Below are 25,298 nucleotides of genomic sequence, written 5' to 3'. Positions count from 1 at the left end.
GCCCGCTCACCCGGCCTCCTCGAGGGTGCTGCTGATCAGCACGCGCAGCTGGGCGGGCGGCAGGCACTGCGCCAGGCCGTCGGCGAGCAGCCGGGGCAGCCGGGCGTCCGGGTCCGCGGCCAGCGCGCGGTCCAGGGCCACGTTGGCCGTGGCGCCGTCGCCGCGCAGCCAGGCGCTGACCGCGAGCAGCGTGGCCGGCGGCCCGTCGAGCGGTACCGGCGCGCGGCGGGTGCACTCGGTCCACAGCACCTCGGCGGCCGCGGCGTCCTCGCCCAGCGCGAGACCGAGCGCGCGGTCGCGGACGTCGGGGACGGTGAGCCCCCACAGCACCCGGGCCACCCGGGCGTCGGCGAGCCGGGTGGCCGCGGTGGCCGGTCCGGGCCGGCAGTCGGCCAGGGCCGCGGCGATCGCCGCGCCGGCCTCCGCGGCGACCACGTCCCGGCCGAGCGCCTGGAGCCGGGCGGCGTGCTCGCGGCCCTCCGCCAGGCAGGCCGCCGCCATCGCGGGCGCCGCCGGGTCGCCGTCGGGCGGGGTGATCCGCGCGGCGAGCGCGGCGCGGTCGGCGGCCAGGACCGCGCCGCCGGCCACCGCCGCGGCGGCCAGCGGGCTGGCGCCGGCGGGCAGCGGCGTCCCGGAGCCGGGCTCGCAGCACGGGTACGGGCAGTCGTAGTCCCACCAGCGGCCCGACCGGACCAGCAGCGCCTCGCGCACCGGCACGTCCCGGGCGTCGAGGGCGAGCACGAGCTCGTGCACCAGGTCGCGGTGCGGGAGCTCCGGGGCCGGCTCCCCCGGCCCGGACGGGAGGACGGGGACCGACCGGTCGTCGGGGGCCATGACGTCGGGGACCATGACGTCGGGGGCCATGACGTCGGGGGCCACGACGTCGGGGGCCACGACGTCGGGGACCTCGGACACCACCGCCAGCAGCACCGCGACGGGGTCGTCGGTGAGCACCTTCCCGGCCAGCGTGACCGCCAGCGCGCGGGCCGCGGCGGGCGGCGGGAGGTCGGCGCGCACGGTGAGGCCGACGCGGCTGCCGTTCGGGCCGCGCAGGCCGACCAGCACGATCGACTCGGCGGGGTGGAAGCCGAGCAGGTGGGGCAGGGCGGCGGCGACCTCGCCGGTGTCGCCGAGCCGGATGACGGGGATGGGGGGTTGGTCCACCCGGCCGACCCTGGGGCCGGACGGGCCCTCGCTGGGCTCGCGCAGGGTGCCTGTGGAGGGGGTCGCTCCTGTGGACGGCCGGGACCGGGGGTGTCGGTCCCGGCTAGTCGAGGGCCTCGGCCTGCGTCTCGTACGCCTGCTCGAGCAGGCCGGTGAACGCCGTGGGGTCGGGCCGCCCGCCGGAGGTGTCGGTGGTCAGCAGCACGACCACCCGGTCCCCGTCCTGCACCACGCCGACCAGCGCCGGCACGGTCAGCTGCTGCCCGTCGGGCCCGGTCACCGTGGTCGTGTAGGTGACCCCGGCGGAGCCGTCACCGAGGTCGGGGACGTCGAGCCCGGCGAAGGCGATGGTGACCGTGCCGACCTGCGGCGCGCTGACCTGCACCTCCCGGCACCGGTCGAGCTGCTGCCCGAAGCCGGCCAGCGCGTCCTCGGCCGGGCCGCCGGAGGCCAGCGCCTGCACGGTGGTGACCGTCCCGGTGACGGCGACCTGCGCGGCGACGTCGTCGTACTCGTCGAAGGACGGCTGGGTGCCCTGCACCGCGGGCCCGCACTCCGGCGGGGTCACCTGCAGGTCCTCGGCCGTGCCGCCGGCCACCGCCGCGCCCTGCGCGAGCTGGGCCTCGGTCAGCGGGGTGACCTGCGCGCCCGCGCCGAACGCCTCGGCCGGCAGCAGGCTGGGCGCGAGGTCGGTCCCAGCGGACGACGACGAGGACGGCGACGCCGAGGACGAACCCGAGGCCGAGGACGACGAGGAGGTGGAGGCGGGCGAGGCCGCGCCCCGGACGTCCTCCCCGCCGCAGGCCGCGAGCAGCGGGACGGCGAGCAGGCCGGCGGTGGCGAGGACGGGGCGGCGTCCGGTCATGCGCCGGACGCTATCCAGCACCGGGCAGAACCGCAGGTCAGCCGCCCGATCGGGTCACAGCTCGTACTGGACGGCGCTGCGGGCGGCCAGGTACGGGCGCACGTGCTCGGCGATGACCGCGAGGTGCACCCGGTCGGTGGCGTAGCGCCGGAAGGCATCGGCGTCGGGGAAGTCGGCGACCAGGACCGCGTGCGCGTTGCCCTCGACCAGGCCGGCGTCGGGGGCGACGGTGAACGCCAGCGACCCGGGCACCTGCTCCGGCAGCCGGCGCAGCGCGGCCACCGTCTCGGCCCGCCGGGCGTCGTCGGCGGCGTCGGACCAGGTGAAGTGCACGACGTGTCGGATCACGCCGGTCACCCTGTCAGGCGGGCCCGGAAAGGGGACCGGACGGGGTCGGTAGGGTCCGGCGCATGGGACGACGGCTGCGGATCGCACTGCTGTCGTACCGCAGCAAGCCGCACGGCGGCGGCCAGGGCGTCTACGTCCGGGCCCTCTCGCGCGAGCTCACCGCCCTCGGCCACGACGTCGAGGTGCTCTCCGGCCAGCCCTATCCCGAGCTCGACGACGGCGTCCCGCTCACCCCGGTGCCGAGCCTGGACCTCTACCGCGAGCCCGACCCGTTCCGGACGCCGCGGCCCTCGGAGTTCCGCGACCGGATCGACGTCCTGGAGTGGGCGGCGATGTGCACCGCGGCGTTCCCCGAGCCGCTGACCTTCACGCTGCGCGCCGCCCGGCTGCTGCTCCCCCGCGCGCACGAGTTCGACGTCGTGCACGACAACCAGAGCCTGGGCTACGGGCTGCTGCGGCTGGTCCGCGCGGGCGTCCCGACCGTGGCCACGGTGCACCACCCGGTCGCCATCGACCGGCAGCTCGAGCTCGCCGCCGCGCCCACGCTGCGACGCCGGCTGACCCTGCGCCGCTGGTACGCCTTCACCGCCATGCAGGCCCGCGTGGCCCCCCGGCTGGACGCGGTCACCACCGTCTCGGAGAGCTCGCGGCGCGACATCGAGACCCACCTGCACGTCCCCGCCGCGGCCGTCGAGGTCATCCCCGTCGGCATCGACCCCGACGTCTTCACCCCGCCGCCGGCCGACCGGCCGCGCGAGGCCGACTCGATCGTCGTCACCACCAGCGCGGACGTCCCGCTCAAGGGGCTGGTCCACCTGCTCGAGGCGGTGGCCAAGCTGCGCACCGAGCGGCCGGTGCGGCTGACCGTCGTCGGCACCGCCCGGCCCGGCGGTCCGGCCGAGTCGGCGCTGGACCGCCTCGGCCTGCGCGACGCCGTCCGCTTCACCGGGCCGCTGCCCGAGGCCGACCTGGTGCGGCTGCTGCAGACGGCCACCGTCGCCGCCATCCCCTCCCTCTACGAGGGCTTCTCGCTGCCCGCGGTCGAGGCCATGGCCTGCGGGACGCCGCTGGTCACCACCGACGCCGGCGCGCTGCCGGAGGTGGTCGGCTCCCAGGCCGGCCTGCGGGTGCGCGCCGGGGACGTCGACGAGCTGACGGCGGCGCTGAAGCTGGTGCTCGAGAAGCCGTCGCTGCAGGAGCAGCTCGGTCGCGCCGGGCGCCGCCGGGTGCTGGCCGCCTACACGTGGCGCTCGACCGCGGAGCGGACCGCGGACTGGTACGCCGGGGTGCTGGACCGGAAGGGGCGCCGCGGATGACGCCGGGCCCGACGCGCGACCGGGAGGGCCGTCCGTGCTGACCGTCACCTACGACCTGCTCGACCTGCGCCCCGGCATGACCGTGCTGGACCTCGGCTGCGGCGAGGGCCGGCACGCCTTCGAGGCCTACCGCCGCGGCGCGTCCGTGGTCGCCGTCGACTGGGGCGTGCCCGAGGTGGAGACGACCAAGCGGTGGCTGGGCGCGATCGCCGAGGCCGGCGAGGCACCGGCCGGGGCGCACCACGAGGTGGTCCGCGGCGACCTGCGGCACCTCCCGTTCCCCGACGGCAGCGTCGACCGGGTGATCGCCTCGGAGGTGCTCGAGCACATCCCCGACGACGGCACCGCGATGACCGAGATCGCCCGGGTGCTCAAGCCGGGCGGGCGGGTCGCCGTCACCGTGCCGCGGTACGGCCCCGAGCGGGTGTGCTGGGCGCTGTCGGACGCCTACCACGCCAACGAGGGCGGGCACGTCCGCATCTACCGCGGCGACGTGCTGCGCGCCCGGCTGTCGGTGGCGGGCCTGGTGCCCGGGCGCAGCCACCACGCGCACGCGCTGCACGCGCCCTACTGGTGGCTCAAGTGCGCCGTCGGGGTGGACCGGGACGCCGCCGTCGTCCGGGCCTACCACCGGCTGCTGGTGTGGGACCTGACGAGGCGGCCGTGGGTGACCCGGCTCGCCGAGAGGGTGCTCGACCCGCTGATCGGCAAGAGCCTCGTGGTCTACGCGGACAAGCCCCGGGTGCCGGCGGCGGGCGCCCGCCCGGAGCGGGAGAAGACCGCTGCGGTCCGCTGAGCTGCCCGAGCTGCCCGGCGTCCTCGACGGGGCCGCCGTGCGGCGCACCGTGTCCGCCATCGCCGCCGAGCAGGGCCGCGACGGGTCGCTGCCGTGGTTCCGCGGGGGGCAGCTGGACCCGTGGGACTCGGTCGAGGCGGCGATGGCCCTCGACGTCGGCGGGGAGCACGCGCGGGCGGCGGCGGCCTACCGCTGGCTGGCCGCCCGGCAGCGCCCGGACGGCTCCTGGGCCGCCGAGTACCGCGACGGCGCCGAGACCCAGCCCGCCGTCGAGAGCAACCACGCCGGCTACCTCGCCGTCGGGGCGTGGCACACGTGGCTGGCCAGCGGCGACGAGCGACTGGTCCGCGAGCTGTGGCCGGCCGTCCGCCGCGGCCTGGACCTCGTCGTGGACATGCAGCTGGCCTCCGGCGCCATCGGGTGGGCGCTGCGGCCCGACGGCACGCCGGACGACGTCGCGCTGCTCACCGGCAACGCCAGCCTGTTCCAGGCGCTGCGCTGCGGCATCGCGCTGGCGGAGCTGGCCGGGCAGTCGCAGCCGGACTGGGAGCTGGCGGTCACCGGCCTCGGCACGGCGCTGCGCACCGAGCCCGCCGCCTTCGCCGACCGCTCCCGCTGGTCGATGGACTGGTACTACCCGGTGCTGGCCGGCGCGGTCACCGGCGGGCCCGCCCGCGCCCGGCTGGCGGCGGACTGGGACCGCTTCGTCGTCCCGGGCCTGGGCGCCCGCTGCGTGGCCGACCGCCCGTGGGTGACCGGCGCGGAGACCTGCGAGCTGGCGCTGGCGCTCGTCGTCGCCGGGCAGCCGGAGGCCGCCCTGGAGCAGGTGGCGGCCATGCAGCACCTGCGCCACGACGACGGCTCCTACTGGACCGGCTTCGTCTACCCCGACGACGCGCGCTGGCCGGTCGAGCGGACGACGTGGACCGCGGCGGCGGTGGTGCTCGCCGCGGACGCGCTGGCCGGCGCCACACCCGCCTGCGGGTTGTTCGCCGACCCGGCGGCGCTGCCCGCGCCGGGCACCGAGGACGCCGGTTCGGCAGCGACGCTGCCGGGCAGTGCCTCCGCGTGACGCGCACGTCGGTACGGCCCCGCACCCCCCGCACCCCCACCCCCGACGGCGTCAGCGTCGTCGTGATGAGCCGCGACCGGCGCGCGGACCTGCTGGCCACGCTCCCGCGCCACGAGGCGCCGGTCGTGCTGGTGGACAACGGCTCCACCGACGGGACCGTCGACGCCGTCCGCGCCGCGCTGCCGCAGGTGACCGTGCTGCCGCTGGTCGAGAACGCCGGGGCCCACGCCCGCACGATCGGCGCCGGGCACGCGGGCAGCGAGTTCGTGGCCTTCGCCGACGACGACTCGTGGTGGGCGCCCGGCGACCTCGCCCGCGCCGCGGCGGTCATGCGCGCGCACCCGCGGCTGGCGGTGCTCAACGCGCGGGTCCTCGTCGGCCCGGAGGAGCGGCTGGACCCGCTGTGCCCGGAGCTGGCCGCGAGCCCCCTCGGCACCCCGGCGCACCTGCCCGGACCGCGGCTGCTCGGCTTCATCGCGTGCGCGGCGATGGTGCGCACCGAGGCGTTCCTGTCCGTCGGCGGCTTCGACCCGGTGGTGCGCTTCCCCGGCGAGGAGGAGCGGCTGTCGCTGGACCTGGCCGCCGCCGGCTGGGACATCGCCTACGTGGACTCGGTGACCGTGCACCACCACCCCTCGGTCCGGCGGTCCGACCCCGCCGCGCGGCAGGCCGCGATCTGGCGCTCGAAGCTGCTCACCGCGGTGATGCGGCTGCCGCTGCGCGACGTCGCCCGCACCGTGGGCGCCGCGCTGCGGGCCGGGGCGCCCGGGCGGCAGGGGATGCGGCGGGCGCTGCCGGACCTGCCCGCCGCGCTGCGCCGCCGTCGCCGGCTGCCCGCCCAGGTCCTGGCCGACCTGCGCCTGCTGGCCGGGGACGCCGCGTGACGGCCACCGCCGCACGGCCGCAGGAGATCGGGAGCGACCCGCGGGTCGCCGTCGTCGTGATCACCCACCAGCGCCGCGACGAGGTGCTCGGGGCGCTGTCCCGGCTGCGGGCGCTGCCCGAGCGGCCGCACGTGGTGGTCGTCGACAACGGCTCCACCGACGGGACCGCGGAGGCGATCGCCCGGCGCTTCCCCGCCGTGGAGCTCGTCGCCAGCCCGGAGAACCTGGGCGCGATCGGCCGCAACGTCGGCGTCGGCCGGCTGGACACGCCGTACGTGGCCTTCTGCGACGACGACACCTGGTGGGACCCGGGGTCGCTGCGGACGGCGGCCGACGTCCTCGACGCGCACCCGCGGCTGGCCGTGGTGACCGCGCGGATCCTGGTCGAGCCCGGCGGCCGGGAGGACCCGATCGTGCCGGAGCTGCGCGACTCCCCCGTCCCCGGCGCCGGCTGGCTGCCCGGCCCGGCGCTCGGGTCCTTCCTCGCCGGCGCGAGCGTCGTCCGGCGGGAGGCGTTCCTCGAGGTCGGCGGCTTCAGCGAGCGGCTGTGGCTGGGCGGGGAGGAGGAGCTCATGGCCGGCGACCTCGCCGCCGCCGGCTGGGAGCTGTGCTACCTGCCCGAGCTGACCGTGCACCACCAGGCGTCGAAGGCCCGCGACGGGCACCGCCGCCGGCGCGACGGCATCCGCAACACCCTCTGGACGACGTGGCTGCGGCGCCCGCTGCGCCCGGCGCTGCGGCGCACCGTGCACCTGCTGGCCACGCTGCCGCGGGACCGGGTGACCGCGCAGGGGCTGTGGGCCGCCGTCCGCGGGATCCCCTGGCTGGTGCGCGAGCGGCGGGTCCTGCCGCCGCACGCGGAGGCCCGGTTCGCCGCGCTCGACGCCGCCCAGCGCCGCTCCACCGCCCGCCGCTACGTCAGCTGAGGGGACCCCGTGACGCCGCCGGACCACCGCACCGACCCGCCGCTGGTGGCGGAGGAGACGGCCACCGTCCTGGGTTTCCTCGAGTACCAGCGGCAGACGCTGGAGTGGAAGTGCGCGGAGCTGACGCCGCGGCAGCTGGCGACCCGGGCGGTGCCGACGTCGGAGCTGACCCTGCTGGGGATGGTCCGGCACCTGGCCGCGGTGGAGGCCGGCTGGCTGGTCGGGTTCGGCGGGCTGCCGTTCGACCTCTGGCCCGACGTGGTGCGGGACCGCGACGAGCAGTTCCGGGTGGACCCCGCGACCGTCACGGCGGCCGACGTCGAGGCGGCGTGGGCGACGTGGCGGGCGGTCGCGGAGGCGGTGCGGTCGGTCGTCGGCCGGCTGCCGCTGGACACCGCGGACCGGCCGTGGGGCCGTGACGACGAGTTCTCCCTGCGCTGGATCCTGGTGCACCTGGTCGAGGAGTACGCCCGGCACAACGGCCACGCCGACCTGATCCGCGAGGCCCTGGACGGCGTCACCGGCGAGTGAGCGCCGGCGCTCCGGCGCCCGGTGTCGACCTGCTGCTGTCTCGGCCCCGCTGAGGCGGCACCAGGTCGACGACGGGCGCCCCGGGACCAGGCCAATCCGGGCGATTGGCCCGTAGGAGCCGGGCCGGGCGCGCAGCAGAGTGGCGGTCGTGTTGCAGCACCGTCCGGTTCCCGTGTCGGCCCGTCTCCCGCGCCGCCTCGTCCAGCTCTACGCCGGCCTCGCGCTGTACGGGGCGTCGATGGCCCTGCTGGTGCGGTCCTCGCTCGGGGTCACGCCGTGGGACGTGCTGCACCAGGGCCTCGCGCAGCGGCTGGGCTGGTCGCTCGGGCTGGTCACCGTGGTCGTGGGTGCGCTGGTCCTGCTCGCGTGGATCCCGCTGCGGGAGCGGCCGGGGATCGGCACGGTGAGCAACGTCGTCGTCATCGGCGTCGCCGTCGACGGCACGCTCGCCGTCCTGCCCGCGCCGTCGCACCTGGCGGCGCAGGCGGCGTTCGCGGTGTCGGGCATCGTCCTCAACGCCGTCGCCACGGCCGCCTACGTCGGGGTGCACCTGGGGCCGGGCCCGCGGGACGGGCTGATGACGGGGCTCGTGCGGCGCACCGGCGGGTCGGTGCGGCTCGTGCGCACCACGATCGAGGTCGCCGTCGTCGCGACCGGGTGGGTGCTCGGCGGCACCCTCGGCGTCGCCACCGTCGCCTACGCCCTCGCCATCGGCCCGCTCACCCAGCTGCTGCTGCCCCGCCTGTCGGTGCGAGCGGAGGTCAGCGCGCGCAGCTGATGCAGGTGCGGGCGGTGGGCCGGGCGGCCAGGCGCTCGGGCGCGATCGGCCCGCTGCAGGTCTCGCAGCGGCCGTAGGTGCCGGCCTCGACGGCGGTGACGGCGGCGTCGACGTCGGCCAGCCGGCGGCGCGCCTGCTCCAGCAGCGCCGCCACCTGCTGCCGCTCGAAGGCGATGGTGGCGCCCTCCGGGTCGTGCTCGTCGTCGGCGTTGGACGCCCGCGACGCGGCGACGATCTCGTCGAACTGGCGGGTGAGCGCCTCGATCTGCGCCTGGGCGGCCGCCCGCTCGGCGCCCAGCGCGTCAGCGGACACGGCGCAGCAGCCGCAGCGAGCCGGTGCCCGGCAGCTCCTCGAAGTCCCCGGACGCGAGCACCCGGCGGTACACGCCGAAGGGTGCCTGGCCGCCGTCGGCGGGGTCGGGGAAGACGTCGTGGATGGCCAGCGTGCCGCCGACGGCGAGCTTGTCCACCCAGGCGTCCTGGTCGCGGCGCGCGGACTCCTCGGTGTGGCTGCCGTCGAGGAACAGCAGTGCCAGCGGGGTCGTCCACAGCGGCGCGAGCACCTCCGACCGCGCGACGACGGCGACGACGACGTCCTCGGCTCCCGCGTCGGCGATCGTGCGGCGGAACCGCGGCAGGGTGTCGATGCGCCCGACGGCGGGGTCGACCAGCGACGGGTCGTGGTACTCCCAGCCGGGCTGGTGCTCCTCGGACCCGCGGTGGTGGTCGACGGTGACCACCTGCCGGCCGGTCTCCCGCGCCGCGGCGGCGAGGTACAGCGCCGACTTGCCCATCCACGAGCCGATCTCCAGCAGCGGGCCGGGCACCGCCACCGCGCGGGCGGCCTCGTAGAGGGCGCGGCCCTCGTCGGCCGGCATGAACCCGGGTGCGGCCTCGGCGGCCGCCAGTAGTCGAAGGACCCCGTCCTCCTCCCGCCTCGCGAGCTCGGCGCGAGCCTCTGGACGGGGCCGGTCGGTGCGCGTGTTCACCGGGCGAACCTCGCACGCAGGCCCGACAGGCGTCGCTCCGGGGCCGCGCCGGCCGCCGTCCCGGCCGCGGTCGCGAAGAACGCGCCGACCGCCGTCGTCACCGGGACCGCCAGCACCAGCGCGATCGCGCCGACCAGCGTGCGGATGACCTCCTCGGCCACCGCGGCGCTGGTGAGCGTGACGCCGGCGGGCTGCGTGTAGACCTCGAACAGCAGCAGCAGCGGCAGCGCGGCCCCCGCGTAGGCGAAGACGATCGTGTAGACGGTGGAGGCGATGTGGTCGCGGCCGACGGCCATGCCGCGGCGGTACAGCTGCCGCCACCCCATCGCCGGGTCGACCTCGTTGAGCTGCCAGATCGCCGAGGCCTGGGTGATCGTGACGTCGTTGAGCACGCCGAGGCCGGCGACGACGACCCCGGCGATCACCAGGCCGGAGAAGTCCAGCGTCGGGTCGAACGTCAGCAGCTGGATGGTCTCCTCGCTGGTGAGCCCGGTCAGCCGCGCGACGTCGACGGCCACCGACCCCAGCACGGTCACCAGCGCCAGGCCGAACAGGGTGCCCACCAGCGCCGTCGTCGTCCGGGCGGAGAAGCCGTGCGCGAGGTACAGGACGACGAACATGATCGCCGCCGAGCCGACCAGGCTGACCAGCGTCGGCGAGGACCCCTCCAGCAGCGCCGGCAGCACGAACCGCAGCAGCACGAAGAACGCGAAGGCGAGGCCGACCAGCGCGGCGAGCCCGCGCAGCCGCGCGACCGCCCCGACGACGAGGGCGAACGCCACCGCGAGGACGACGATCGGCGTGGTCCGCTCGAAGTCGGCGAACTGGTAGTCCGGGCCGCCCTCGGCGCCGGGGTCGCGGGTGAGCACGAGGGTGTCGCCCTCGCCCACCCCGTTGGCGACCACCTCGGCCGACAGGTCGACCTGCTGGTAGTCCCCCGCGCCGTCGCCCTCGAGCACCTCGACGACGGCGGTGGCGCACGTGGCCTGCCCGGTCCCGGCCTCACCGCAGGGCAGCGTCTGCAGCGAGACCACCCGCGCGTCGGCGTAGGTGGTCCCCGCCGGGAGGAAGGTGGCCGCGACCTGCTCGGCGCGGGTCGGCTCGCCGCCGGGCCAGAGCGCGACCAGGCCGACCACGGTGGCCAGCCCGACCGGCACGAGCAGCAGGAGCATCAGCGTGACCGCGCGGCGTCGCCGGGTCAGCGTCTCCGGGCTCGGCGGGGGCGCGTCGGGGTCGGGCCCGTGGCTGTGGGTGTGGGGCGGCACCCGGCCAGGCTAGGAGCAGCCCCCGGCCCGGGACCGCCCGACACCGCGGTCGCGCGGCGCCGGTCAGGCGCTGCGGCCGTCCGGCCCGTCCGGGCGCCGCGAGGGACCCCCCGACGGCGGCGCGCCGCCGGCGTCGGCCGGTCCGGCGCCCTCGCCCACCACCTCGAAGCGGCGCCACAGGCCGGTCAGCTGCAGCGGCCGCGCGACCGCGGCCGGCGGCTCGACCAGCGCGACGGTGACCGCCCGCGGCTGGGTCATCCGCTGCAGCTGCACGAGGACGGCCATCCCGGCGGAGTTCATGTAGGAGACGCCGCTCAGCTCCAGCTCCACCCGCGAGAGCGTGGGCACCGACAGCAGCTGGTCGGTGACCACGCGGACCAGCGGCCGGCGGGCGGCCTCGGTGAGCTCACCGGTCACGGTGATGCAGCTGACGTCGCCGTCGAGCCGGGCGTCGACCTGGGGCTCGCCCTCGTGGGGCGCGGCGCCGGGGTCCTCGGCCGCGGGTCCACCGGTCTCTCGGTGCTCGTCCATGCCCGGGGTCTGCCCCCGTTGCCCGCGGTCCATGCGCGGCCGGGAACAATAGCCGACGAGAGACGTTTACAAGGGTGTCCGGTCGAGGTAATCTCCAGTTGCCACTGGAGGTTCATCCCCGGGCAGCGAACTCCACACCGGATCTCCCAGGAGGTTCACCAGCCATGCTGACCGCGTACGACCCGTTCGCCGCCACGTCCGCCGCCTTCCGCGCGCTGGACCAGCTCACCGGCCGCCCCGGCACCGCCCGCGCCCTGTCGGGCATGCCGATGGACGCCTACCGCGTCGGTGACAAGTTCGTCGCCCACTTCGACCTGCCCGGCGTGGACCCGGGCTCGATCGACCTGTCGATCGAGGGCACGACGCTCACCGTCAGCGCCGAGCGCTCCGTCCCGCAGCTGGAGGGCGCGGAGTGGGCCGTCGCCGAGCGTCCCTACGGCGCCTACACCCGGCAGCTGGTCCTCGGCCGCAGCCTCGACACCGACCGGCTGGAGGCCAGCTACCACGACGGCGTGCTCACCGTGAGCATCCCCGTGGCGGAGAAGGCCCGCGCCCGCAAGATCACCGTGACCCGCGCCGACGTGCCGGCCGCGGTGGAGAGCCGGACCATCGAGGGCGAGCAGGAGCCCGCCCAGGGCGAGACCCGGGCCGTCGAGAGCTGATCGGCGTCCCGTCCGCGGGGGCCGGGCCGGTACGGCCCGGCCCCCGCGCCACATCCGGGGCCCGTCGGGCCCCGGCACCGCAGGGAGGAGGAGGTCCCGTGGCCGGCCCCGACGACCGCCGGCAGGGCGAGCCGCAGCAGGCCGACCCGGCGGCCGACGCCGTGCGCCGGCTCGACGACCCCGACTTCCCGGCGCTCACGATGAGCCAGGCCGCCGCGCTGCTCGGTGTCCAGGCCGCCTTCCTGCGCAGCCTCGACGGCTCCGGGGTCCTGCAGCCGCACCGCTCCCCCGGCGGCCACCGGCGCTACTCGCGCCACCAGCTCGTCCTCGCCGCGCGGCTGCGCGGCCTCCTCGACGACGGCCACACGCTCGCCTCCGCCGAGGTCATCCTCGGCCTGCAGGACGAGCTCGCCGACGCGCGCGCGGACACCGTGCGGCTGCGCGAGACCGTCGCCCGCCTGCGCGCCGGCCGCCCGGAGGAGCCGGAGCAGGACGGGAGTTGATACCCCCTGGGGGTAGGGGTACAGTCGTCCGCGTGACCGACTCGGAGAGCGCCCCCGGCCACGTCCACGGCTACATCCACCGCAAGGACGACCACCTGAAGCGGCTGCGCCGCATCGAGGGCCAGGCCCGCGGGCTGCAGCGCATGGTCGAGGACGAGAAGTACTGCATCGACATCCTCACCCAGGTCTCGGCGATGACCTCCGCGCTGCAGTCGGTGGCGCTGAGCCTGCTCGAGGAGCACCTGTCGCACTGCGTCGCCGAGGCCGTCGCCACCGGCGGCCCGGAGGCCGACGCGAAGGTCCGCGAGGCCTCCGCCGCGATCGCCCGGCTCGTCCGTTCCTGATCCCCACCCCCACCCGGAGGACCCCGCCATGAGCACCGCCAGCTACACCGTCACCGGCATGACCTGCCAGCACTGCGTCGCCTCGGTCACCGAGGAGGTCAGCGGGATCCCCGGCGTCACCGACGTCGAGGTCGACCTGGCCAGCGGCGGCCTGACCGTCACCAGCGACGCCCCCGTCGACGACGCCGCCGTGCGCGCCGCCGTCGCGGAGGCCGGCTACGAGGTCGCCGGCCGCTGACGCGGCCGGTCGGGAGGGAGCCGTCGTGCGCACCGCCACCCGGGTCGCCGCCACGCTCGGCGCCGCGGCCGCCGTCCTCGGCGCCGGCTGGGGCGTGGGCGCCCTCGCCGGCCCGGTGGGCGCACCGCCGGCCGCCACCGGGGACGCCACCGCGGAGCACGCGGACGAGGGCGGGCACGCGGCGGCGGCTCCCGCCGAGGAGCACGACCTGCCCGCCGGGCTCGCCGTCTCGGCCGAGGGCCACACCCTCGACCTCGCCGACGACGTCCTGCCCGCCGGGGCCGCCGTCCCGCTGTCGTTCCGGCTGCTCGGGCCCGACGGCGACCCGGTGACCGCCTACGAGACCGTGCACGAGCAGGACCTGCACCTGGTCGTCGTCCGCCGGGACCTCACCGGCTACCAGCACGTGCACCCCGAGCTGTCCCCCGACGGCACCTGGACGACGACGGTCGCGCTCGAGCCCGGCGCCTGGCGGGTGCTGGCCGACGCCACGCCCACCGACCTCGGGCGCGACGTCGTGCTCGGCGCGGACCTCGCCGTCGGCGGCGCGTGGGAGCCCGCGCCGCTGCCCGCCCCCGCGGCGACCGCGGAGGTGGACGGCTACACCGTCACCCTCGACGGCGGCCTGGTGGCCGGCCGGGAGTCCGGGGTCGTGCTCACCGTGAGCCGCGACGGCGTGCCGGTGACCGACCTGCAGCCCCACCTCGGCGCCCGCGGCCACCTGGTCGCGCTGCGCGCCGGGGACCTCGGCTACCTGCACGTCCACCCCACCGGGGACGCCGGCGGGCAGGTGCGCTTCGCCGTCGAGGTGCCCGCGGCCGGCGAGCACCGCCTGTTCCTCGACTTCCGCCACGGCGACGTCGTCCGGACCGCCGCCTTCTCCCTCACCGCCCGGAGCGCCCCGTGACCACCCCCACGCAGATCGAGCTGTCGATCGGCGGCATGACCTGCGCCTCCTGCGCGGCCCGCATCGAGAAGAAGCTCAACCGGCTCGACGGCGTGACCGCCACGGTCAACTACGCGACGGAGAAGGCCCGGGTCACCTTCGGCGACGGCGTCGCGCCCGAGGACCTCGTCGCGACCGTGCAGAAGGCCGGCTACACCGCCGCCCTCCCCGTTCGGCCCCGTCCCGAGGCTCGCCCCGAGCTCGCGAGGGGTGAGGAGGACGGGGCCCTCCCACCGGACGCCGGGCTGCGGCAGCGGCTGCTCGTCTCCGCGGCGCTCAGCCTGCCGGTCGTGCTGCTCGGGATGGTCCCGGCGCTGCAGTTCGAGTACTGGCAGTGGGCCTCGCTGACGCTGGCCGCCCCCGTGGTCGTGTGGGGCGGCCGGCCGTTCCACCGCGCCGCCTGGACCAACCTCCGCCACGGCGCGGCCACCATGGACACCCTCGTCTCGCTGGGCACCCTCGCCGCGTTCGGCTGGTCGCTGTACGCGCTGTTCCTCGGCACCGCCGGCGAGCCCGGGATGACGCACCCCTTCTCGCTGGCCGTCACCCGCGGCGACGGCAGCGGCGACGTCTACCTCGAGGCCGCCGCGGGCGTCACCACCTTCCTGCTGGCCGGCCGCTACGCCGAGGCGCGCGCCAAGCGGCGGGCCGGGTCGGCGCTGCGGGCGCTGCTGGAGATGGGCGCCCGCGAGGTGTCCGTCCTGCGCGGTGACCTCCGCAACGGTGGCGCCGAGGTGCGCGTGCCGGTGGAGCAGCTGCACGCCGGCGACCTGTTCGTCGTCCGGCCCGGCGAGCGGGTGGCCACCGACGGCGAGGTCGTGGAGGGCTCCTCCGCCGTCGACGCCTCGATGCTCACCGGCGAGCCGGTGCCGGTGGAGGTGGGCCCGGGCGACGCCGTCGTCGGGGCCACGGTCAACGCCGGCGGCCGGCTGGTCGTGCGGGCCACCCGGGTCGGCGCGGACACCCAGCTCGCGCAGATGGCGCGGCTGGTCGAGGAGGCGCAGAACGGCAAGGCGCAGGTGCAGCGGCTGGCCGACCGGGTGTCCGGGGTGTTCGTGCCGGTCGTGCTCGCGCTGGCGCTGGCCACCCTGGGCTTCTGGATCGGCACCGGCGCCGGCGTGGCCGGGGCGTTCCCCGCCGCCGTCGCCGTGCTGATCATCGCCTGCCCCTGCGCCCTCGGGCTGGCCACGCCGACCGCGCTGATGGTCGGCACCGGCCGCGGCGCGCAGCTCGGCATCCTGGTCCGCGGCCCGGAGGTGCTGGAGTCCACGCGGCGGGTCGACACCGTCGTGCTCGACAAGACCGGCACCGTCACCACCGGCCGGATGAGCCTGGCCGGCGTCGTCGCCGCCGACGGCGAGGACGCGGCCGAGGTGCTGCGCCGGGCCGGCGCGCTGGAGGACGCCTCCGAGCACCCGATCGCCGCGGCCGTGGCGTCCGCCGCCCGCGAGCGCACCGGCGCACTGCCGGCCGTCACCGGGTTCCGCAGCGAGGCCGGACTGGGCGTCCGGGGCACCGTCGAGGGCGTGCCGGTCGTCGTCGGCCGGCCCGCGCTGGTGGGCCCGCTGCCCCCGGAGCTGGCCGCGGCGGTCGCCGACGCGGACGCCGCCGGGCGCACCGCGGTCGCCGTCGGCTGGGAGGGCGCCGTGCGCGGCGTGCTCGTCGTCGCCGACACCGTCAAGCCGACGTCGGCGGCCGCCGTGCGGCAGTTCCGCGCGCTCGGGCTGCGGCCGGTGCTGCTCACCGGCGACTCGGCCGCCGCCGCCCGCGCGGTCGCCGCCGAGGTCGGCGTCGACGACGTGGTCGCCGAGGTGCTGCCGCAGGACAAGGTCGACGTCGTCCGGCGGCTGCAGGCCGAGGGCGCGACGGTGGCGATGGTCGGCGACGGCGTCAACGACGCGGCGGCGCTGGCGCAGGCCGACCTGGGGCTGGCGATGGGCACCGGCACCGACGTCGCCATCCAGGCCAGCGACCTCACCCTCGTCCGCGGCGACCTGCGCGCCGCCGCCGACGCCGTCCGGCTGGCCCGCCGCACGCTCGCGGTGATCAAGGGGAACCTGTTCTGGGCGTTCGCCTACAACGTCGCCGCGCTGCCGCTGGCGATGGCCGGGCTGCTCAACCCGATGATCGCCGGGGCCGCGATGGCGTTCAGCTCCGTCTTCGTCGTCACCAACAGCCTGCGGCTGCGCCGGTTCCGCCCGCTGCCGGGCAACGACATCTCCGCGGTGCCGCCCGGCACACCGGCGCCCGCCGCCGCGTTGGACCCGGCATGACGAGCAGCTGGACCCCCGCCGACATCCCCGACCAGACCGGGCGCACCGTCGTCGTCACCGGTGCCACGAGCGGGCTGGGCCTGGCCACCGCCCGGGCGCTCGCGGAGCGGGGCGCGCGCGTCGTGCTCGCCGTGCGCGACCCCGCCCGCGGCGAGTCGGCCGCCGCCGGCCTGCCGGGCGACGTCGAGGCGCGCTCCCTCGACCTCGCCGACCTCGCCTCGGTGCGTGCCTTCGCCGACGCCTGGGACGGTCCGCTCGACGTCCTCGTGAACAACGCCGGGATCATGATGGTGCCGCAGGGTCGCACCGCCGACGGCTTCGAGCTGCAGTTCGGCACCAACCACCTCGGCCACTTCGCGCTCACCAACCTGCTGCTGCCGCACCTCACCGACCGGGTGGTGACGGTCGCCTCGACGGCGCACCGGATGGGCGGCCTCGACCTCGCCGACCTCGACTGGCAGACCCGGCGCTACTCGGCCGAACGCGCCTACGGCGCCTCGAAGCTGGCCAACCTGCTGTTCACCCTGGAGCTGCAGCGCCGGCTCACCGCCGCCGGCTCGCCGGTGCGGGCGCTGGCCGCGCACCCGGGCTGGGCGGCCACCAACCTGCAGGGCCGCACCGGCAACCGGCTGAAGGACGCGTTCGCGCTGCTGGGCAACCGGGTGGTCGCCCAGTCCGCCGAGCAGGGCGCGCTGCCGACGCTGTTCGCCGCGACCGCCGACCTCCCCGGCGGCAGCTACGCCGGCCCGGGGCAGCTGATGGAGACCCGCGGCGCCCCGACGCTCGTGGGGCGCTCCAACGCGGCGAGCGACGTCGCGACGGCGGCCCGGCTGTGGACGGCGTCGGCCGAGCTCACCGGCGTCGACTTCCCCGCGACGCTGCCCACCCGGGCCTGAGCACCTCCGCGGAGGCGCCCCTCAGAGGGCGGGGAGCAGGAGCAGGACGGTCGGGACCAGCAGGAGCAGGCCGGCGCAGAGCAGGGCGACGGCCCGGGCGGCGGCCGGCAGCGGGGCGGGCGGGCTGACCAGCCGCAGCACGCGGGCGGCGACCGCGCCGCCGGTCACCGCCAGCGCGCCGCTCGGCACGCCCCCGCCCGCTCCCCCGGCCGTGACGACGATCGCCTGCGCCAGCGTGCGCCGCGGGTCGGGCCCGGCCAGCGAGGTCACCGCGCGGTCGTCGGCGCGCATCTCCACCAGCTCGCGGACCGCGGCGTGCGCGCGGGCGGCCGCGGGCAGCACCGGCAGCGCCGCCTCCCACGCGACGAACGGCAGCAGGTAGAGGTGGTGGTGCTCGGCCAGGTGCGCCCGCTCGTGCGCGACGACGGCGGCCAGCTGCCCGTCGTCGAGCTCGGCGACCATCCCCGAGGACAGCACCAGCAGCGGGCGGGCGCCGGGGATGCAGAACGCCACCGGCGCGGGGTGCTCGAGCAGCCGGGCGTCGGGGGCGGCCGGCGACGGCTGCACGACCAGCTCCAGCAGCGCCCGGTGCCGCCGCCGCGTGCGCGCGGTCCGCACCCACGACAGCGCGAGGACGCCGAGCAGCTCGGCGGCGAGGACGCCGGCCAGGGTGAGGGTGACCCAGTGGTCGCCCCGGACCGGGTCGCGGGCGGGGTGCCCGGTCAGCACCGCCCAGCCGGCCTCCGGCAGCGAGTGCCCCCACGGCGCCAGCCCGTGCACGAGCAGCGCGCCGATGATCGACAGTCCACCGGCCAGCCCGATCGCCTGCCAGCAGACCAGCGCCACCAGCGGATCGCGCCGGGGCCACCGGGCACGGCCGAGCAGCGCCGGCACCGGCCAGGCCAGCAGGGCGGCGAGGACCGCGAGCGCCGCGGCGGTCGCGGGCAGCACGTCAGCGCGCGTCCGGCGCCGTCTCGCTGAGCAGCTGCCGCAGGAGGCGGGCCTCCTCCGGGTCGACGCCGCCGACGAACCGGGCGAGCACCGCCTGCCGGTCGCCGGCCTGGCCGAGGACCTCGTGCATGAGCTCGGCGGCGTGGTCGGCGCGGCTCGCCCGCGGCCGGAAGCGGCGCGGCCGGGCGTCGTCGTGCTCGACGAAGCCCTTGGCCTCCAGCCGGGACAGCACGGTGTGCACGGTGGTGAGCGCCAGCTCGCGGTCGGCCAGCGCGTCGCGCAGCTCGGCCGCCGCGACCGGCCCGTCGGCCGCCCACAGCACGTCCATGACGGTGCGCTCCAGGTCTCCCAGTGACGCCACGACGACTCCTCCCCCGGCCCGGCTTCTCTACCCAGCGTAGAACGTGCTCCGCCGGCCGGCCGTGCCGCAGGTCCCCGCCCCCTCCGGAGGGAGGTCCCCGCCTGTCCGCGACCTCACACGCCGGTCGTCTACACGTTGTAGAAAATAAGTTCTACGAGGCGTAGAAAGAAGGTGTCGGCGCAAGGCACAGACGAGGAGCGGCGCGCGTGGACGTGCTCGACATCGCCCGGTGGCAGTTCGGCATCACGACCGTCTACCACTTCCTGATGGTCCCGCTGACCATCGGACTCGGGATCCTGGTGGCGGTCATGCACACCCTCTGGGTGCGCACCGGCAAGCCGGAGTGGCTGCGACTGACGCGGTTCTGGGGCCGCGTCTACCTGGTCAACTTCGTGCTCGGCGTGGCCACCGGCCTGGTGCAGGAGTTCCAGTTCGGCCTGGCGTGGAGCGAGTACTCGCGCTTCGTCGGCGACGTGTTCGGCTCGCTGCTGGCGATGGAGGCGCTGCTCGCCTTCTTCCTCGAGTCGACCTTCCTGGGCCTGTGGATCTTCGGCTGGGGCCGCATCCCGAAGAAGCTGCACCTGGCGGCGCTGTGGGCCGCGGTCATCGGCTCGATCGTCAGCGCGTACTTCATCATCGCGGCCAACTCGTGGATGCAGCACCCGGTCGGCGTCACCGTCGGCGACGACGGCCGCCCGCAGCAGGTCGACTTCCTCGCCGTCCTCACCAACAACACCGCCCTGGCCGCCTTCAGCCACGCGATCGTCGCCGCGCTCATGGTCGCCAGCGCCCTGCTCGTCGGCATCGGCCTGTACCAGCTGCGCAGGCGCAAGCTGGCCGGCGCCCCCGCCACCGACGTCGACCACTCGGTGTGGCGCCGCTCGGTGCGGCTCGGCGGGTACGTGTCGCTGGCCGCGTTCGTCCTGGTCGCCGTCACCGGCGACTGGCAGGGCAAGCTCATGTACGCGCAGCAGCCGCTCAAGATGAGCTCCGCCGAGGCGCTCTGCGAGACCGAGGCGCCCGCGCCGTTCTCGGTCTTCGCCTGGGGCAAGCTCGGCTCCAACGAGTGCGACGACGTGCACAGCTGGACCGTTCCCGGCCTGCTCTCCTTCCTCGCCCACAGCGACTTCGAGACCGCCGTCCCCGGCGTGAACGAGCTGCAGGAGGAGTACTCCGCGGTCTACGGCGCCACCTACCCCGACGACCCGTCCTTCGGCGACCGCGCCGGCCAGCCGATCGACTACACGCCGGTGCTGGCGGTCACGTACTGGAGCTTCCGGCTCATGATCGGCATGGGCGCGGTCTCGGCCGGCGTCGCGGCCTACGCACTGTGGGCGACCCGCCGCGGCCGGGTGCCGACGTCGCGGATCGGGGTCTACGGCTCGCTGCTCGCCGTCGGCGCGCCGTTCGTGGCCAACGCGACCGGGTGGGTGTTCACCGAGATGGGCCGCCAGCCCTTCGTCGTCTACCCGAACCCGGACGTCCCGGTCGGCGAGCAGGTGTACTTCTTCACCGCCCAGGCCGTCTCCCCCGGCGTCACCGCCGCCGAGGTCTGGACCTCGCTGATCAGCCTCGGCCTGCTCTACGGCGCGCTCGCGGTGGTCGAGCTGTTCCTGCTCGTCCGGCTGGTCCGCCGCGGCGTCACCACCGGCGACACGACGCCGACCCCGCCGGCGGTCGGGTCGTCCCGCAGGGACGACGACGACCCGCGTCCGGGCGACGACCGGGCCGACGACGACGTCCTCTCCTTCGCGTACTGACCGGAGTGCCTGACATGGACCTGCAGACCCTGTGGTTCGCCGCCGTCGCGGTGCTGTGGACCGGCTTCCTGCTGCTCGAGGGGTTCGACTTCGGCGTCGCGGCGCTGCTGCCGGTGCTCGGGCGCCGCACCGCGGACAAGCACCTCATGCTGCGGACCATCGGCCCGGTCTGGGACGGCAACGAGGTCTGGCTGATCACCGCCGCCGGCGCGGTGTTCGCCGCCTTCCCCGGCTGGTACGCCACCTGGCTGCCGGCGCTGTACCTGCCCTTCGTCCTGGTGCTGCTCGGCCTGATCGTGCGGGCGGTGGCCTTCGAGTGGCGGCACAGCTCGCACGACCCGCGCTGGGACGCCACCTGGACCCGCGTCATCACCGGCGGCTCGCTGGTGGCCGCGGCGGGCGTGGGCGCGGCGCTGGCCGCCACCACGCTCGGCCTTCCGATCGACGCGGCGGGCACCCGGGTCGGCGGCGCGTTCGCCGGGCTGGGCTGGTCCTCGCTGCTCGGCGCGGCCGCGGTGGTCGGCTACTCGCTGGTGCACGGCGCGCTGTTCCTCGCGCTCAAGACCGACGGCCCGGTGCGGCTGCGGGCGCGGGCGTTCGCGCTGCGCTGGTCGCCGCTGGCCGCGCTGCCGCTGCTGGTGTGGGCCGGGCTGGTGCAGCTGCGCTCGGGCACGGCGCTCACCGGCGCGCTGTGGCTGGTGGCCGCGCTCGCCGTCGTCGTCACCTGGACCCGGGTGCGGCTGGACCGCGAGGGGCAGGCCTTCGCCGGCTGGGCCACCGTGCTGCTCGCCTCGGCGGCCACGCTGTTCGGCTCGGCCCACCCGGTGGTGGTGCCCTCGACGGTCGACCCGGCCTTCGACGTCACCGTCGCCGAGGCCGCGGTCAGCGACTACACGCTCACCGTGATGACCTGGGTGGCCGCGGTCGGCCTGCCGGTGGTGCTCGCCTACCAGGCCTGGACGTACTGGGTGTTCCGCCGGCGCCTGACCGCCGAGCCGCAGTCCGAGCCGGTGGCCGCGTGAGGAGCCCGGTGCACGACAGGGGCCCCTCGCGGGGGCCGCTGGCCCCGCTGGCCGGCGTGCCGGGGCTGCCCGGCGCGCTGGCCCGGGCGGCGGCCGCCGCCCTCGGCTCGACGGCGGGGCTGGTGCTGCTCGCCGCCGGCCTCGCGCACGCCGTCGCCCGCGCCGCCGGGTACGCCGACGGCGCCCTGACCGGCCCGCTCGCGCTCGCCGCCGGCGGCGCCGTGCTGCGCGCGCTGGCCGCCACCCTCGGCGACCGCGCCGCCGCCCGCGACGCCCGCCGCGCGGAGGACGCGCTGCGCCGGGCGCTGCTCGACCGGCTGGCCGCCTCCCCCGCCGCGGTCGCCGCCGCGGGCGGCCCGGCCCCCGCCGCGGTGCTGGCCACCACCCGGCTGGCCGACCTCGCACCCGCCCTCGCCACCTACCTGCCGGCGCTCGCGCAGGCCGCCGTCGTCCCGCCGGTGCTGCTGGTCGTGCTCGCCGCCACCGACCTGCTCTCGGCCGGCCTGGTCGCGGCCACCCTGCCGCTGGTGCCGCTGTTCATGGCGCTGGTCGGGCTGGCCACCCGCGACGGCACCACCGGCGCCGCCCGCGCCCTGGACCGGCTGGCCGCGCACGTCGCCGAGCTGGTCCGCGGGCTGCCGGTGCTGGTCGGCCTCGGCCGCGCCGCCGACCAGGTCACCGCGCTCGCCGAGCTGGGTGAGGCCACCCGCCGCCGGACGCTCGCCACCCTGCGCCTGGCGTTCCTCTCCGCGCTGGTGCTCGAGCTGATCGCCACGCTGTCGGTGGCGCTGGTCGCGGTCACCGTGGGCCTGCGGCTGGTGCACGGCGACCTTGGGCTCGCCGTCGGGCTCACCGCGCTGCTGCTCGCCCCCGAGGCCTTCGCGCCGCTGCGCGCACTGGGCACCGCCCACCACGCCGGCGAGGCCGCCACGCTGGCCGCCGCGGAGGCGCGCGCCGTGCTGTCCGCACCGGCCGCCCCCGCTCCCCCGGCGGCGGACGACGACGACCCGCGCGGCGCCGACGTCGTCGTCTCCGGGCTGACCGTGCGCCACCCCGGCCGCGCGCTGCCCGCCCTCCCGCCGGTCGACCTCGCGCTGCGGCCGGGCGAGCTGGTCGTGCTCCGCGGCCCCAGCGGCTCGGGCAAGTCCACCCTGCTGGCCGCGCTCACCGGCGCGCTCGACCCGGCCGCGGACGTCGCCGGCACCGTCACCGGCGTCCCCGCCGGCGGGATCGCGCTGGTCCCGCAGCACCCGCGGACGACGGCGCGCACGGTGGCCGACGAGCTGCGCCGGCACGCCGCCGCCTCGCCGGGCGTGGACGCGGTGGTGGCCGAGGCGTTCGTCGTCGAGGCGCTGCAGCGGGTGGGCGCCGAGGCGCTGGCCGGGCGGGACTGCACCACCCTCTCCCCCGGTGAGCTGCAGCGGGTGGCGGTCGCGCGGGCGCTGGTGCGCGTGCGCCGCGGCGCCCGGCTGCTGCTGCTCGACGAGCCCACCGCGCACCTCGACGAGGCCTCGGCGGCCCGCGTCGCCGCCGTGCTGGCCGGCCTGCGCGGCACGGTCACGGTCCTGCTGGTCACCCACGACCCGGCGCTGGCGGCGCTCGCCGACCGCACCGTCACGCTGTCCGGTCCCGCTGTCGCCGCGTCCCCCGGCGCGACATCGGCGGTCTCGGGGCGATCGGCGGCTGATGGCCACGAGACCGCCGATCTCGCGGGCCCGGCGACGGCCGCCCCCGCGACCACCCCGACGGCGGCGCTCGGCTGGCCGCGGCGGGTGCTGCTGCGGGCGGTCGCCGCCGGCACCGCCTCGGCCGGCGCGGGCGTCGCGCTCACCGCGGTGAGCGGCTGGCTGATCGTCCGGGCCGCGGAGATGCCGCCGATCCTCACGCTGCTGGTCGCCATCGTCGGCGTGCGCGCCTTCGGCCTGGGCCGGGCGGCGCTGCGCTGGGTCGAGCGGCTCACCGCGCACGACGCCGCCCTGCGCACGGCCGCCGGCCTGCGGGTGCGGGTGTGGCGGGCGCTGGCCGCGCAGGGCGTGGCCGCCGACCGGACGCCGGGCAGCGCGCTGGCCCGCGTGGTCGGCGACGTCGGACTGGTGCAGGACCTGTCGGTGCGGGTGGTGCCGCCCGCCGTGGTCGCCGCCGCCGTCCCGGTGCTCACGCTGGCCGCGCTGGCGCTGCTCTCCCCGGCCGCCGCGGGCGCCGCGGCGGCCGTCCTCGCGCTCACCGCGGCCGGCGTGCTGCTGGCGCACCGGCGGGTCGACGCCGGCGCCGCCCGCACCGAGGGCGCGCTGCGGGTGGCCGCGCTGCGCGACGTCACCACCGCCCTCGACGGCGCGGCCGACCTGCGCGCGCACGGCCTCGCGGCCGCCACCGCCGCCGACCTGGCCGCGGTGGCCGGCCGCCGGTCCGCCGTCGCCGCGGCCGGCGCCCGGGCCGGCGCGCTCGGCACCGGCCTGGTCGTCCTCGGCACCGGGCTGGCCGCCGTCGCCGCCACCGCGGTCGGCGCGGCGTCGGGCCTGGGTGGCCCGGAGGTCGCGGTCCTCGGCCTGGCCCCGCTGGCGCTGGCCGAGCCGCTGGCCGGCCTGGTGTCCGCGCTGCAGCGGCGCGGCGCGCTGGGCGACGCCCGCGCCCGCCTCGGCGCCGTCCTCACCGCCCCGGCACCCGCGGACCCCGCCGATCCGCTGCCCGCGCCCGCGCCGGTGCGCGACCTCGACGTCGCCGACCTGGTCGCCGGCTGGCCCGGCGGCCCCGACGTGCTGCGCGGCCTCACCGCGCGGGCGGCCGCCGACGGCGGCTGGCTGGTGGTCCGCGGCCCGTCCGGCGCCGGCAAGTCGACGTTCCTCGCCGTGCTGCTCGCGGCGCTGCGCCCGCGCGCGGGGCGCTACGCGCTCGGCAGCACCGACACCGCCCGGCTGACCGGCGCGGCCGTCCGCGCGCGCACCGCCTGGCTCCCGCAGGACGCGCACGTCTTCGCCTCGACGATCCGCGCCAACCTGGCCCTGGCCGCCCCGCGCGGTGAGCTGGCCGGCCCCGGCGGCGAGGCGCGGATGACCGCCGCGCTCACCGCCGCCGGCCTCGGCCCGCTGCTAGCCGGGCTGCCCGACGGGCTGGACACCCCGGTCGGCGCCGGCGGCACCGCGCTGTCCGGCGGCGAGCGGCGGCGGCTGGCCGCCGCCCGCGCCCTGCTCGCCGACCGCGACGTCGTCCTGCTCGACGAGCCGACCGCGCACCTGGACCCGCCGACGGCGGCCGCCCTGGTGCGGGACCTGCGCGACGCGCTGGCCGGCCGGGTCGTCGTCTGCGTCACCCACGACGACGCCGTCGAGCAGCCGGGGGACACCGTGCTCGACCTGGGCGACCGGCTGGCGCTCACCGGCTGAGGACGGGATCCGACGGCGCACGTCCCGGCGCCGCCGGCCCCGCCCGGGGCCCGCCCGGGGCCCGCCCCGAGCCTGCGGGGGTCCTTCCTCAGGCGGCAGCGGCGCCGGACCAGTGGCGGACGCCGGGCCGGACCCGGCGCACCTCGAAGCCCGGGCTGGCGGGCAGCCGCGGGTCGACGACGAGCGGCACGCCGGCCGGCTCACCGAGCGAGCGCGGACCGGTGCCGTGCCGGCCGAGCTGCGCGCACAGGCGCTCGTACAGCTCCGGCCGGACGGCGATCTCGCGGGGCGGCGCGGTGCCGGGCGCCCAGGCGACGGCGAGCAGGTCCCCGGCGGCGTCGGACGGGCCGGGGTGCGTGCTCGCGGGGAGGGAGACGACGGTGAGGGTCGTGGTGGCCATGACGAGCCTCCAGAGGCGGTTCCCCCGTGCTCCCGTACAACGCCGGGGGGAACGAGGTCATGCCTACCGCCTGGGTCCGACAGTTCCCCGTCAGTAC

Annotated in this window: 27 protein-coding genes; 17 read left to right on the top strand and 10 right to left on the bottom strand. The window is 77.5% G+C overall.

Annotated elements, in window-relative coordinates; translation table 11 throughout:
• Window positions 1–6 precede the first annotated feature (6 nt).
• The 3 genes from ACI8AK_RS03090 to ACI8AK_RS03080 all read right to left on the bottom strand — a co-directional run bounded on the left by ACI8AK_RS03090 (window position 7) and on the right by ACI8AK_RS03080 (window position 2,377).
• On the bottom strand, window positions 7–1,164 hold the full coding sequence (locus ACI8AK_RS03090; protein ID WP_456955083.1) for a DUF4192 domain-containing protein: 1,158 nt from the start codon (window positions 1,162–1,164) through the stop codon (window positions 7–9).
• Window positions 1,165–1,267: 103 nt separating this feature from the next.
• Window positions 1,268–2,029, bottom strand: a complete 762-nt coding sequence (locus tag ACI8AK_RS03085) for a hypothetical protein (RefSeq protein WP_456955082.1) — start codon at window positions 2,027–2,029, stop codon at window positions 1,268–1,270.
• Window positions 2,030–2,083: 54 nt separating this feature from the next.
• On the bottom strand, window positions 2,084–2,377 hold the full coding sequence (locus tag ACI8AK_RS03080) for a Dabb family protein (protein WP_456955081.1): 294 nt from the start codon (window positions 2,375–2,377) through the stop codon (window positions 2,084–2,086).
• 62 nt (window positions 2,378–2,439) lie between these two features.
• Between ACI8AK_RS03080 and ACI8AK_RS03075 the strand changes: the two genes are divergently transcribed.
• From ACI8AK_RS03075 to yczE, 7 genes are all read left to right on the top strand, one after another.
• Entirely contained in the window at window positions 2,440–3,693 is a 1,254-nt protein-coding gene (locus tag ACI8AK_RS03075; RefSeq protein WP_456955080.1) for a glycosyltransferase family 4 protein, read from the top strand.
• A 34-nt stretch (window positions 3,694–3,727) separates the two neighbouring features.
• Window positions 3,728–4,489, top strand: coding sequence for a class I SAM-dependent methyltransferase (locus ACI8AK_RS03070; RefSeq protein WP_456955079.1), 762 nt, complete (start codon window positions 3,728–3,730; stop codon window positions 4,487–4,489).
• Window positions 4,490–4,526: 37 nt separating this feature from the next.
• Window positions 4,527–5,561, top strand: coding sequence for a prenyltransferase (locus ACI8AK_RS03065; protein WP_456901804.1), 1,035 nt, complete (start codon window positions 4,527–4,529; stop codon window positions 5,559–5,561).
• A 65-nt stretch (window positions 5,562–5,626) separates the two neighbouring features.
• Entirely contained in the window at window positions 5,627–6,445 is an 819-nt protein-coding gene (locus tag ACI8AK_RS03060; RefSeq protein WP_456955078.1) for a glycosyltransferase, read from the top strand.
• Window positions 6,442–7,371 (top strand): glycosyltransferase family 2 protein, encoded by a 930-nt coding sequence (locus ACI8AK_RS03055; protein ID WP_387990754.1) that lies wholly within the window; start codon window positions 6,442–6,444, stop codon window positions 7,369–7,371. Before ACI8AK_RS03060 ends, ACI8AK_RS03055 begins: the two co-directional genes overlap by 4 nt.
• A 9-nt stretch (window positions 7,372–7,380) precedes the next feature.
• Complete coding sequence (locus tag ACI8AK_RS03050; RefSeq protein WP_456901807.1) at window positions 7,381–7,902, top strand: DinB family protein; 522 nt, start codon at window positions 7,381–7,383, stop codon at window positions 7,900–7,902.
• A 172-nt stretch (window positions 7,903–8,074) separates the two neighbouring features.
• Window positions 8,075–8,680 (top strand): membrane protein YczE, encoded by a 606-nt coding sequence (yczE, locus tag ACI8AK_RS03045; RefSeq protein WP_387990748.1) that lies wholly within the window; start codon window positions 8,075–8,077, stop codon window positions 8,678–8,680.
• Here the strand turns inward: yczE and ACI8AK_RS03040 are convergent.
• The 4 genes from ACI8AK_RS03040 to ACI8AK_RS03025 form a co-directional block, all read right to left on the bottom strand.
• Window positions 8,664–8,993, bottom strand: coding sequence for a TraR/DksA family transcriptional regulator (locus tag ACI8AK_RS03040; RefSeq protein WP_456901808.1), 330 nt, complete (start codon window positions 8,991–8,993; stop codon window positions 8,664–8,666). The two genes, yczE and ACI8AK_RS03040, sit on opposite strands and share 17 nt — an antisense overlap.
• The gene (locus ACI8AK_RS03035; protein WP_456955077.1) at window positions 8,983–9,669 is read right to left on the bottom strand and encodes a class I SAM-dependent methyltransferase; all 687 of its coding nucleotides are present in this window, start codon (window positions 9,667–9,669) and stop codon (window positions 8,983–8,985) included. The genes ACI8AK_RS03040 and ACI8AK_RS03035 overlap by 11 nt, the downstream gene beginning before the upstream one ends.
• On the bottom strand, window positions 9,666–10,934 hold the full coding sequence (locus tag ACI8AK_RS03030) for a YibE/F family protein (protein ID WP_456901810.1): 1,269 nt from the start codon (window positions 10,932–10,934) through the stop codon (window positions 9,666–9,668). The genes ACI8AK_RS03035 and ACI8AK_RS03030 overlap by 4 nt, the downstream gene beginning before the upstream one ends.
• A 63-nt stretch (window positions 10,935–10,997) precedes the next feature.
• Window positions 10,998–11,465, bottom strand: coding sequence for an STAS domain-containing protein (locus ACI8AK_RS03025; RefSeq protein ID WP_387990737.1), 468 nt, complete (start codon window positions 11,463–11,465; stop codon window positions 10,998–11,000).
• Window positions 11,466–11,629: 164 nt separating this feature from the next.
• Here ACI8AK_RS03025 and ACI8AK_RS03020 point away from each other — a divergent pair, with 164 nt between their 5' ends.
• From ACI8AK_RS03020 to ACI8AK_RS02990, 7 genes are all read left to right on the top strand, one after another.
• Window positions 11,630–12,127, top strand: a complete 498-nt coding sequence (locus ACI8AK_RS03020) for an Hsp20/alpha crystallin family protein (protein ID WP_387990735.1) — start codon at window positions 11,630–11,632, stop codon at window positions 12,125–12,127.
• A gap of 98 nt (window positions 12,128–12,225) precedes the next feature.
• Window positions 12,226–12,630 carry a helix-turn-helix domain-containing protein gene (locus tag ACI8AK_RS03015; protein WP_456901811.1) on the top strand — a complete coding sequence of 135 codons (405 nt, stop codon included), beginning with the start codon at window positions 12,226–12,228 and terminating at the stop codon, window positions 12,628–12,630.
• A gap of 32 nt (window positions 12,631–12,662) precedes the next feature.
• Window positions 12,663–12,974: a metal-sensitive transcriptional regulator gene (locus tag ACI8AK_RS03010; RefSeq protein ID WP_387990729.1), complete on the top strand. Its 312-nt coding sequence runs from the start codon at window positions 12,663–12,665 to the stop codon at window positions 12,972–12,974.
• A 28-nt stretch (window positions 12,975–13,002) separates the two neighbouring features.
• On the top strand, window positions 13,003–13,212 hold the full coding sequence (locus tag ACI8AK_RS03005; protein WP_387990726.1) for a heavy-metal-associated domain-containing protein: 210 nt from the start codon (window positions 13,003–13,005) through the stop codon (window positions 13,210–13,212).
• 25 nt (window positions 13,213–13,237) lie between these two features.
• On the top strand, window positions 13,238–14,119 hold the full coding sequence (locus ACI8AK_RS03000; protein WP_456955076.1) for a hypothetical protein: 882 nt from the start codon (window positions 13,238–13,240) through the stop codon (window positions 14,117–14,119).
• Window positions 14,116–16,431, top strand: a complete 2,316-nt coding sequence (locus tag ACI8AK_RS02995; RefSeq protein ID WP_456955075.1) for a heavy metal translocating P-type ATPase — start codon at window positions 14,116–14,118, stop codon at window positions 16,429–16,431. Before ACI8AK_RS03000 ends, ACI8AK_RS02995 begins: the two co-directional genes overlap by 4 nt.
• Entirely contained in the window at window positions 16,428–17,327 is a 900-nt protein-coding gene (locus ACI8AK_RS02990; protein ID WP_387990717.1) for an oxidoreductase, read from the top strand. Before ACI8AK_RS02995 ends, ACI8AK_RS02990 begins: the two co-directional genes overlap by 4 nt.
• A gap of 21 nt (window positions 17,328–17,348) precedes the next feature.
• On the opposite strand, the gene ACI8AK_RS02985 is transcribed toward ACI8AK_RS02990, so the two are convergent.
• Window positions 17,349–18,278, bottom strand: coding sequence for a M56 family metallopeptidase (locus ACI8AK_RS02985; protein ID WP_387990714.1), 930 nt, complete (start codon window positions 18,276–18,278; stop codon window positions 17,349–17,351).
• Window position 18,279: 1 nt separating this feature from the next.
• On the bottom strand, window positions 18,280–18,639 hold the full coding sequence (locus ACI8AK_RS02980) for a BlaI/MecI/CopY family transcriptional regulator (RefSeq protein ID WP_387990711.1): 360 nt from the start codon (window positions 18,637–18,639) through the stop codon (window positions 18,280–18,282).
• A 206-nt stretch (window positions 18,640–18,845) separates the two neighbouring features.
• Between ACI8AK_RS02980 and ACI8AK_RS02975 the strand changes: the two genes are divergently transcribed.
• From ACI8AK_RS02975 to cydC, 3 genes are read left to right on the top strand one after another with little or no spacing between them, the layout of a single operon-like run.
• Window positions 18,846–20,399: a cytochrome ubiquinol oxidase subunit I gene (locus tag ACI8AK_RS02975; protein WP_456955074.1), complete on the top strand. Its 1,554-nt coding sequence runs from the start codon at window positions 18,846–18,848 to the stop codon at window positions 20,397–20,399.
• A 14-nt stretch (window positions 20,400–20,413) separates the two neighbouring features.
• Window positions 20,414–21,421, top strand: coding sequence for a cytochrome d ubiquinol oxidase subunit II (gene cydB, locus ACI8AK_RS02970; RefSeq protein WP_387990705.1), 1,008 nt, complete (start codon window positions 20,414–20,416; stop codon window positions 21,419–21,421).
• A gap of 8 nt (window positions 21,422–21,429) precedes the next feature.
• Window positions 21,430–24,801, top strand: a complete 3,372-nt coding sequence (cydC, locus tag ACI8AK_RS02965) for a thiol reductant ABC exporter subunit CydC (protein WP_456955073.1) — start codon at window positions 21,430–21,432, stop codon at window positions 24,799–24,801.
• An 88-nt stretch (window positions 24,802–24,889) separates the two neighbouring features.
• On the opposite strand, the gene ACI8AK_RS02960 is transcribed toward cydC, so the two are convergent.
• Complete coding sequence (locus ACI8AK_RS02960) at window positions 24,890–25,201, bottom strand: hypothetical protein (protein WP_456901817.1); 312 nt, start codon at window positions 25,199–25,201, stop codon at window positions 24,890–24,892.
• Window positions 25,202–25,298: the final 97 nt, after the last annotated feature.

This window comes from Geodermatophilus sp. SYSU D00867, from assembly GCF_054050315.1.
This window is presented reverse-complemented; position numbering and strand designations above follow the sequence as displayed.

Excerpts from the sequence above, each read along its gene's own strand:
- ACI8AK_RS03025 (WP_387990737.1), bottom strand. The coding sequence starts at position 11,465 with ATGGACGAGCACCGAGAGACCGGTGGACCCGCGGCCGAGGACCCCGGC.
- ACI8AK_RS03060 (WP_456955078.1), top strand. The coding sequence starts at position 5,627 with ATGAGCCGCGACCGGCGCGCGGACCTGCTGGCCACGCTCCCGCGCCAC.
- ACI8AK_RS02960 (WP_456901817.1), bottom strand. The coding sequence starts at position 25,201 with ATGGCCACCACGACCCTCACCGTCGTCTCCCTCCCCGCGAGCACGCAC.
- ACI8AK_RS02990 (WP_387990717.1), top strand. The coding sequence starts at position 16,428 with ATGACGAGCAGCTGGACCCCCGCCGACATCCCCGACCAGACCGGGCGC.
- ACI8AK_RS03005 (WP_387990726.1), top strand. The coding sequence starts at position 13,003 with ATGAGCACCGCCAGCTACACCGTCACCGGCATGACCTGCCAGCACTGC.
- ACI8AK_RS03075 (WP_456955080.1), top strand. The coding sequence starts at position 2,440 with ATGGGACGACGGCTGCGGATCGCACTGCTGTCGTACCGCAGCAAGCCG.
- cydB (WP_387990705.1), top strand. The coding sequence starts at position 20,414 with ATGGACCTGCAGACCCTGTGGTTCGCCGCCGTCGCGGTGCTGTGGACC.
- ACI8AK_RS03020 (WP_387990735.1), top strand. The coding sequence starts at position 11,630 with ATGCTGACCGCGTACGACCCGTTCGCCGCCACGTCCGCCGCCTTCCGC.
- ACI8AK_RS03085 (WP_456955082.1), bottom strand. The coding sequence starts at position 2,029 with ATGACCGGACGCCGCCCCGTCCTCGCCACCGCCGGCCTGCTCGCCGTC.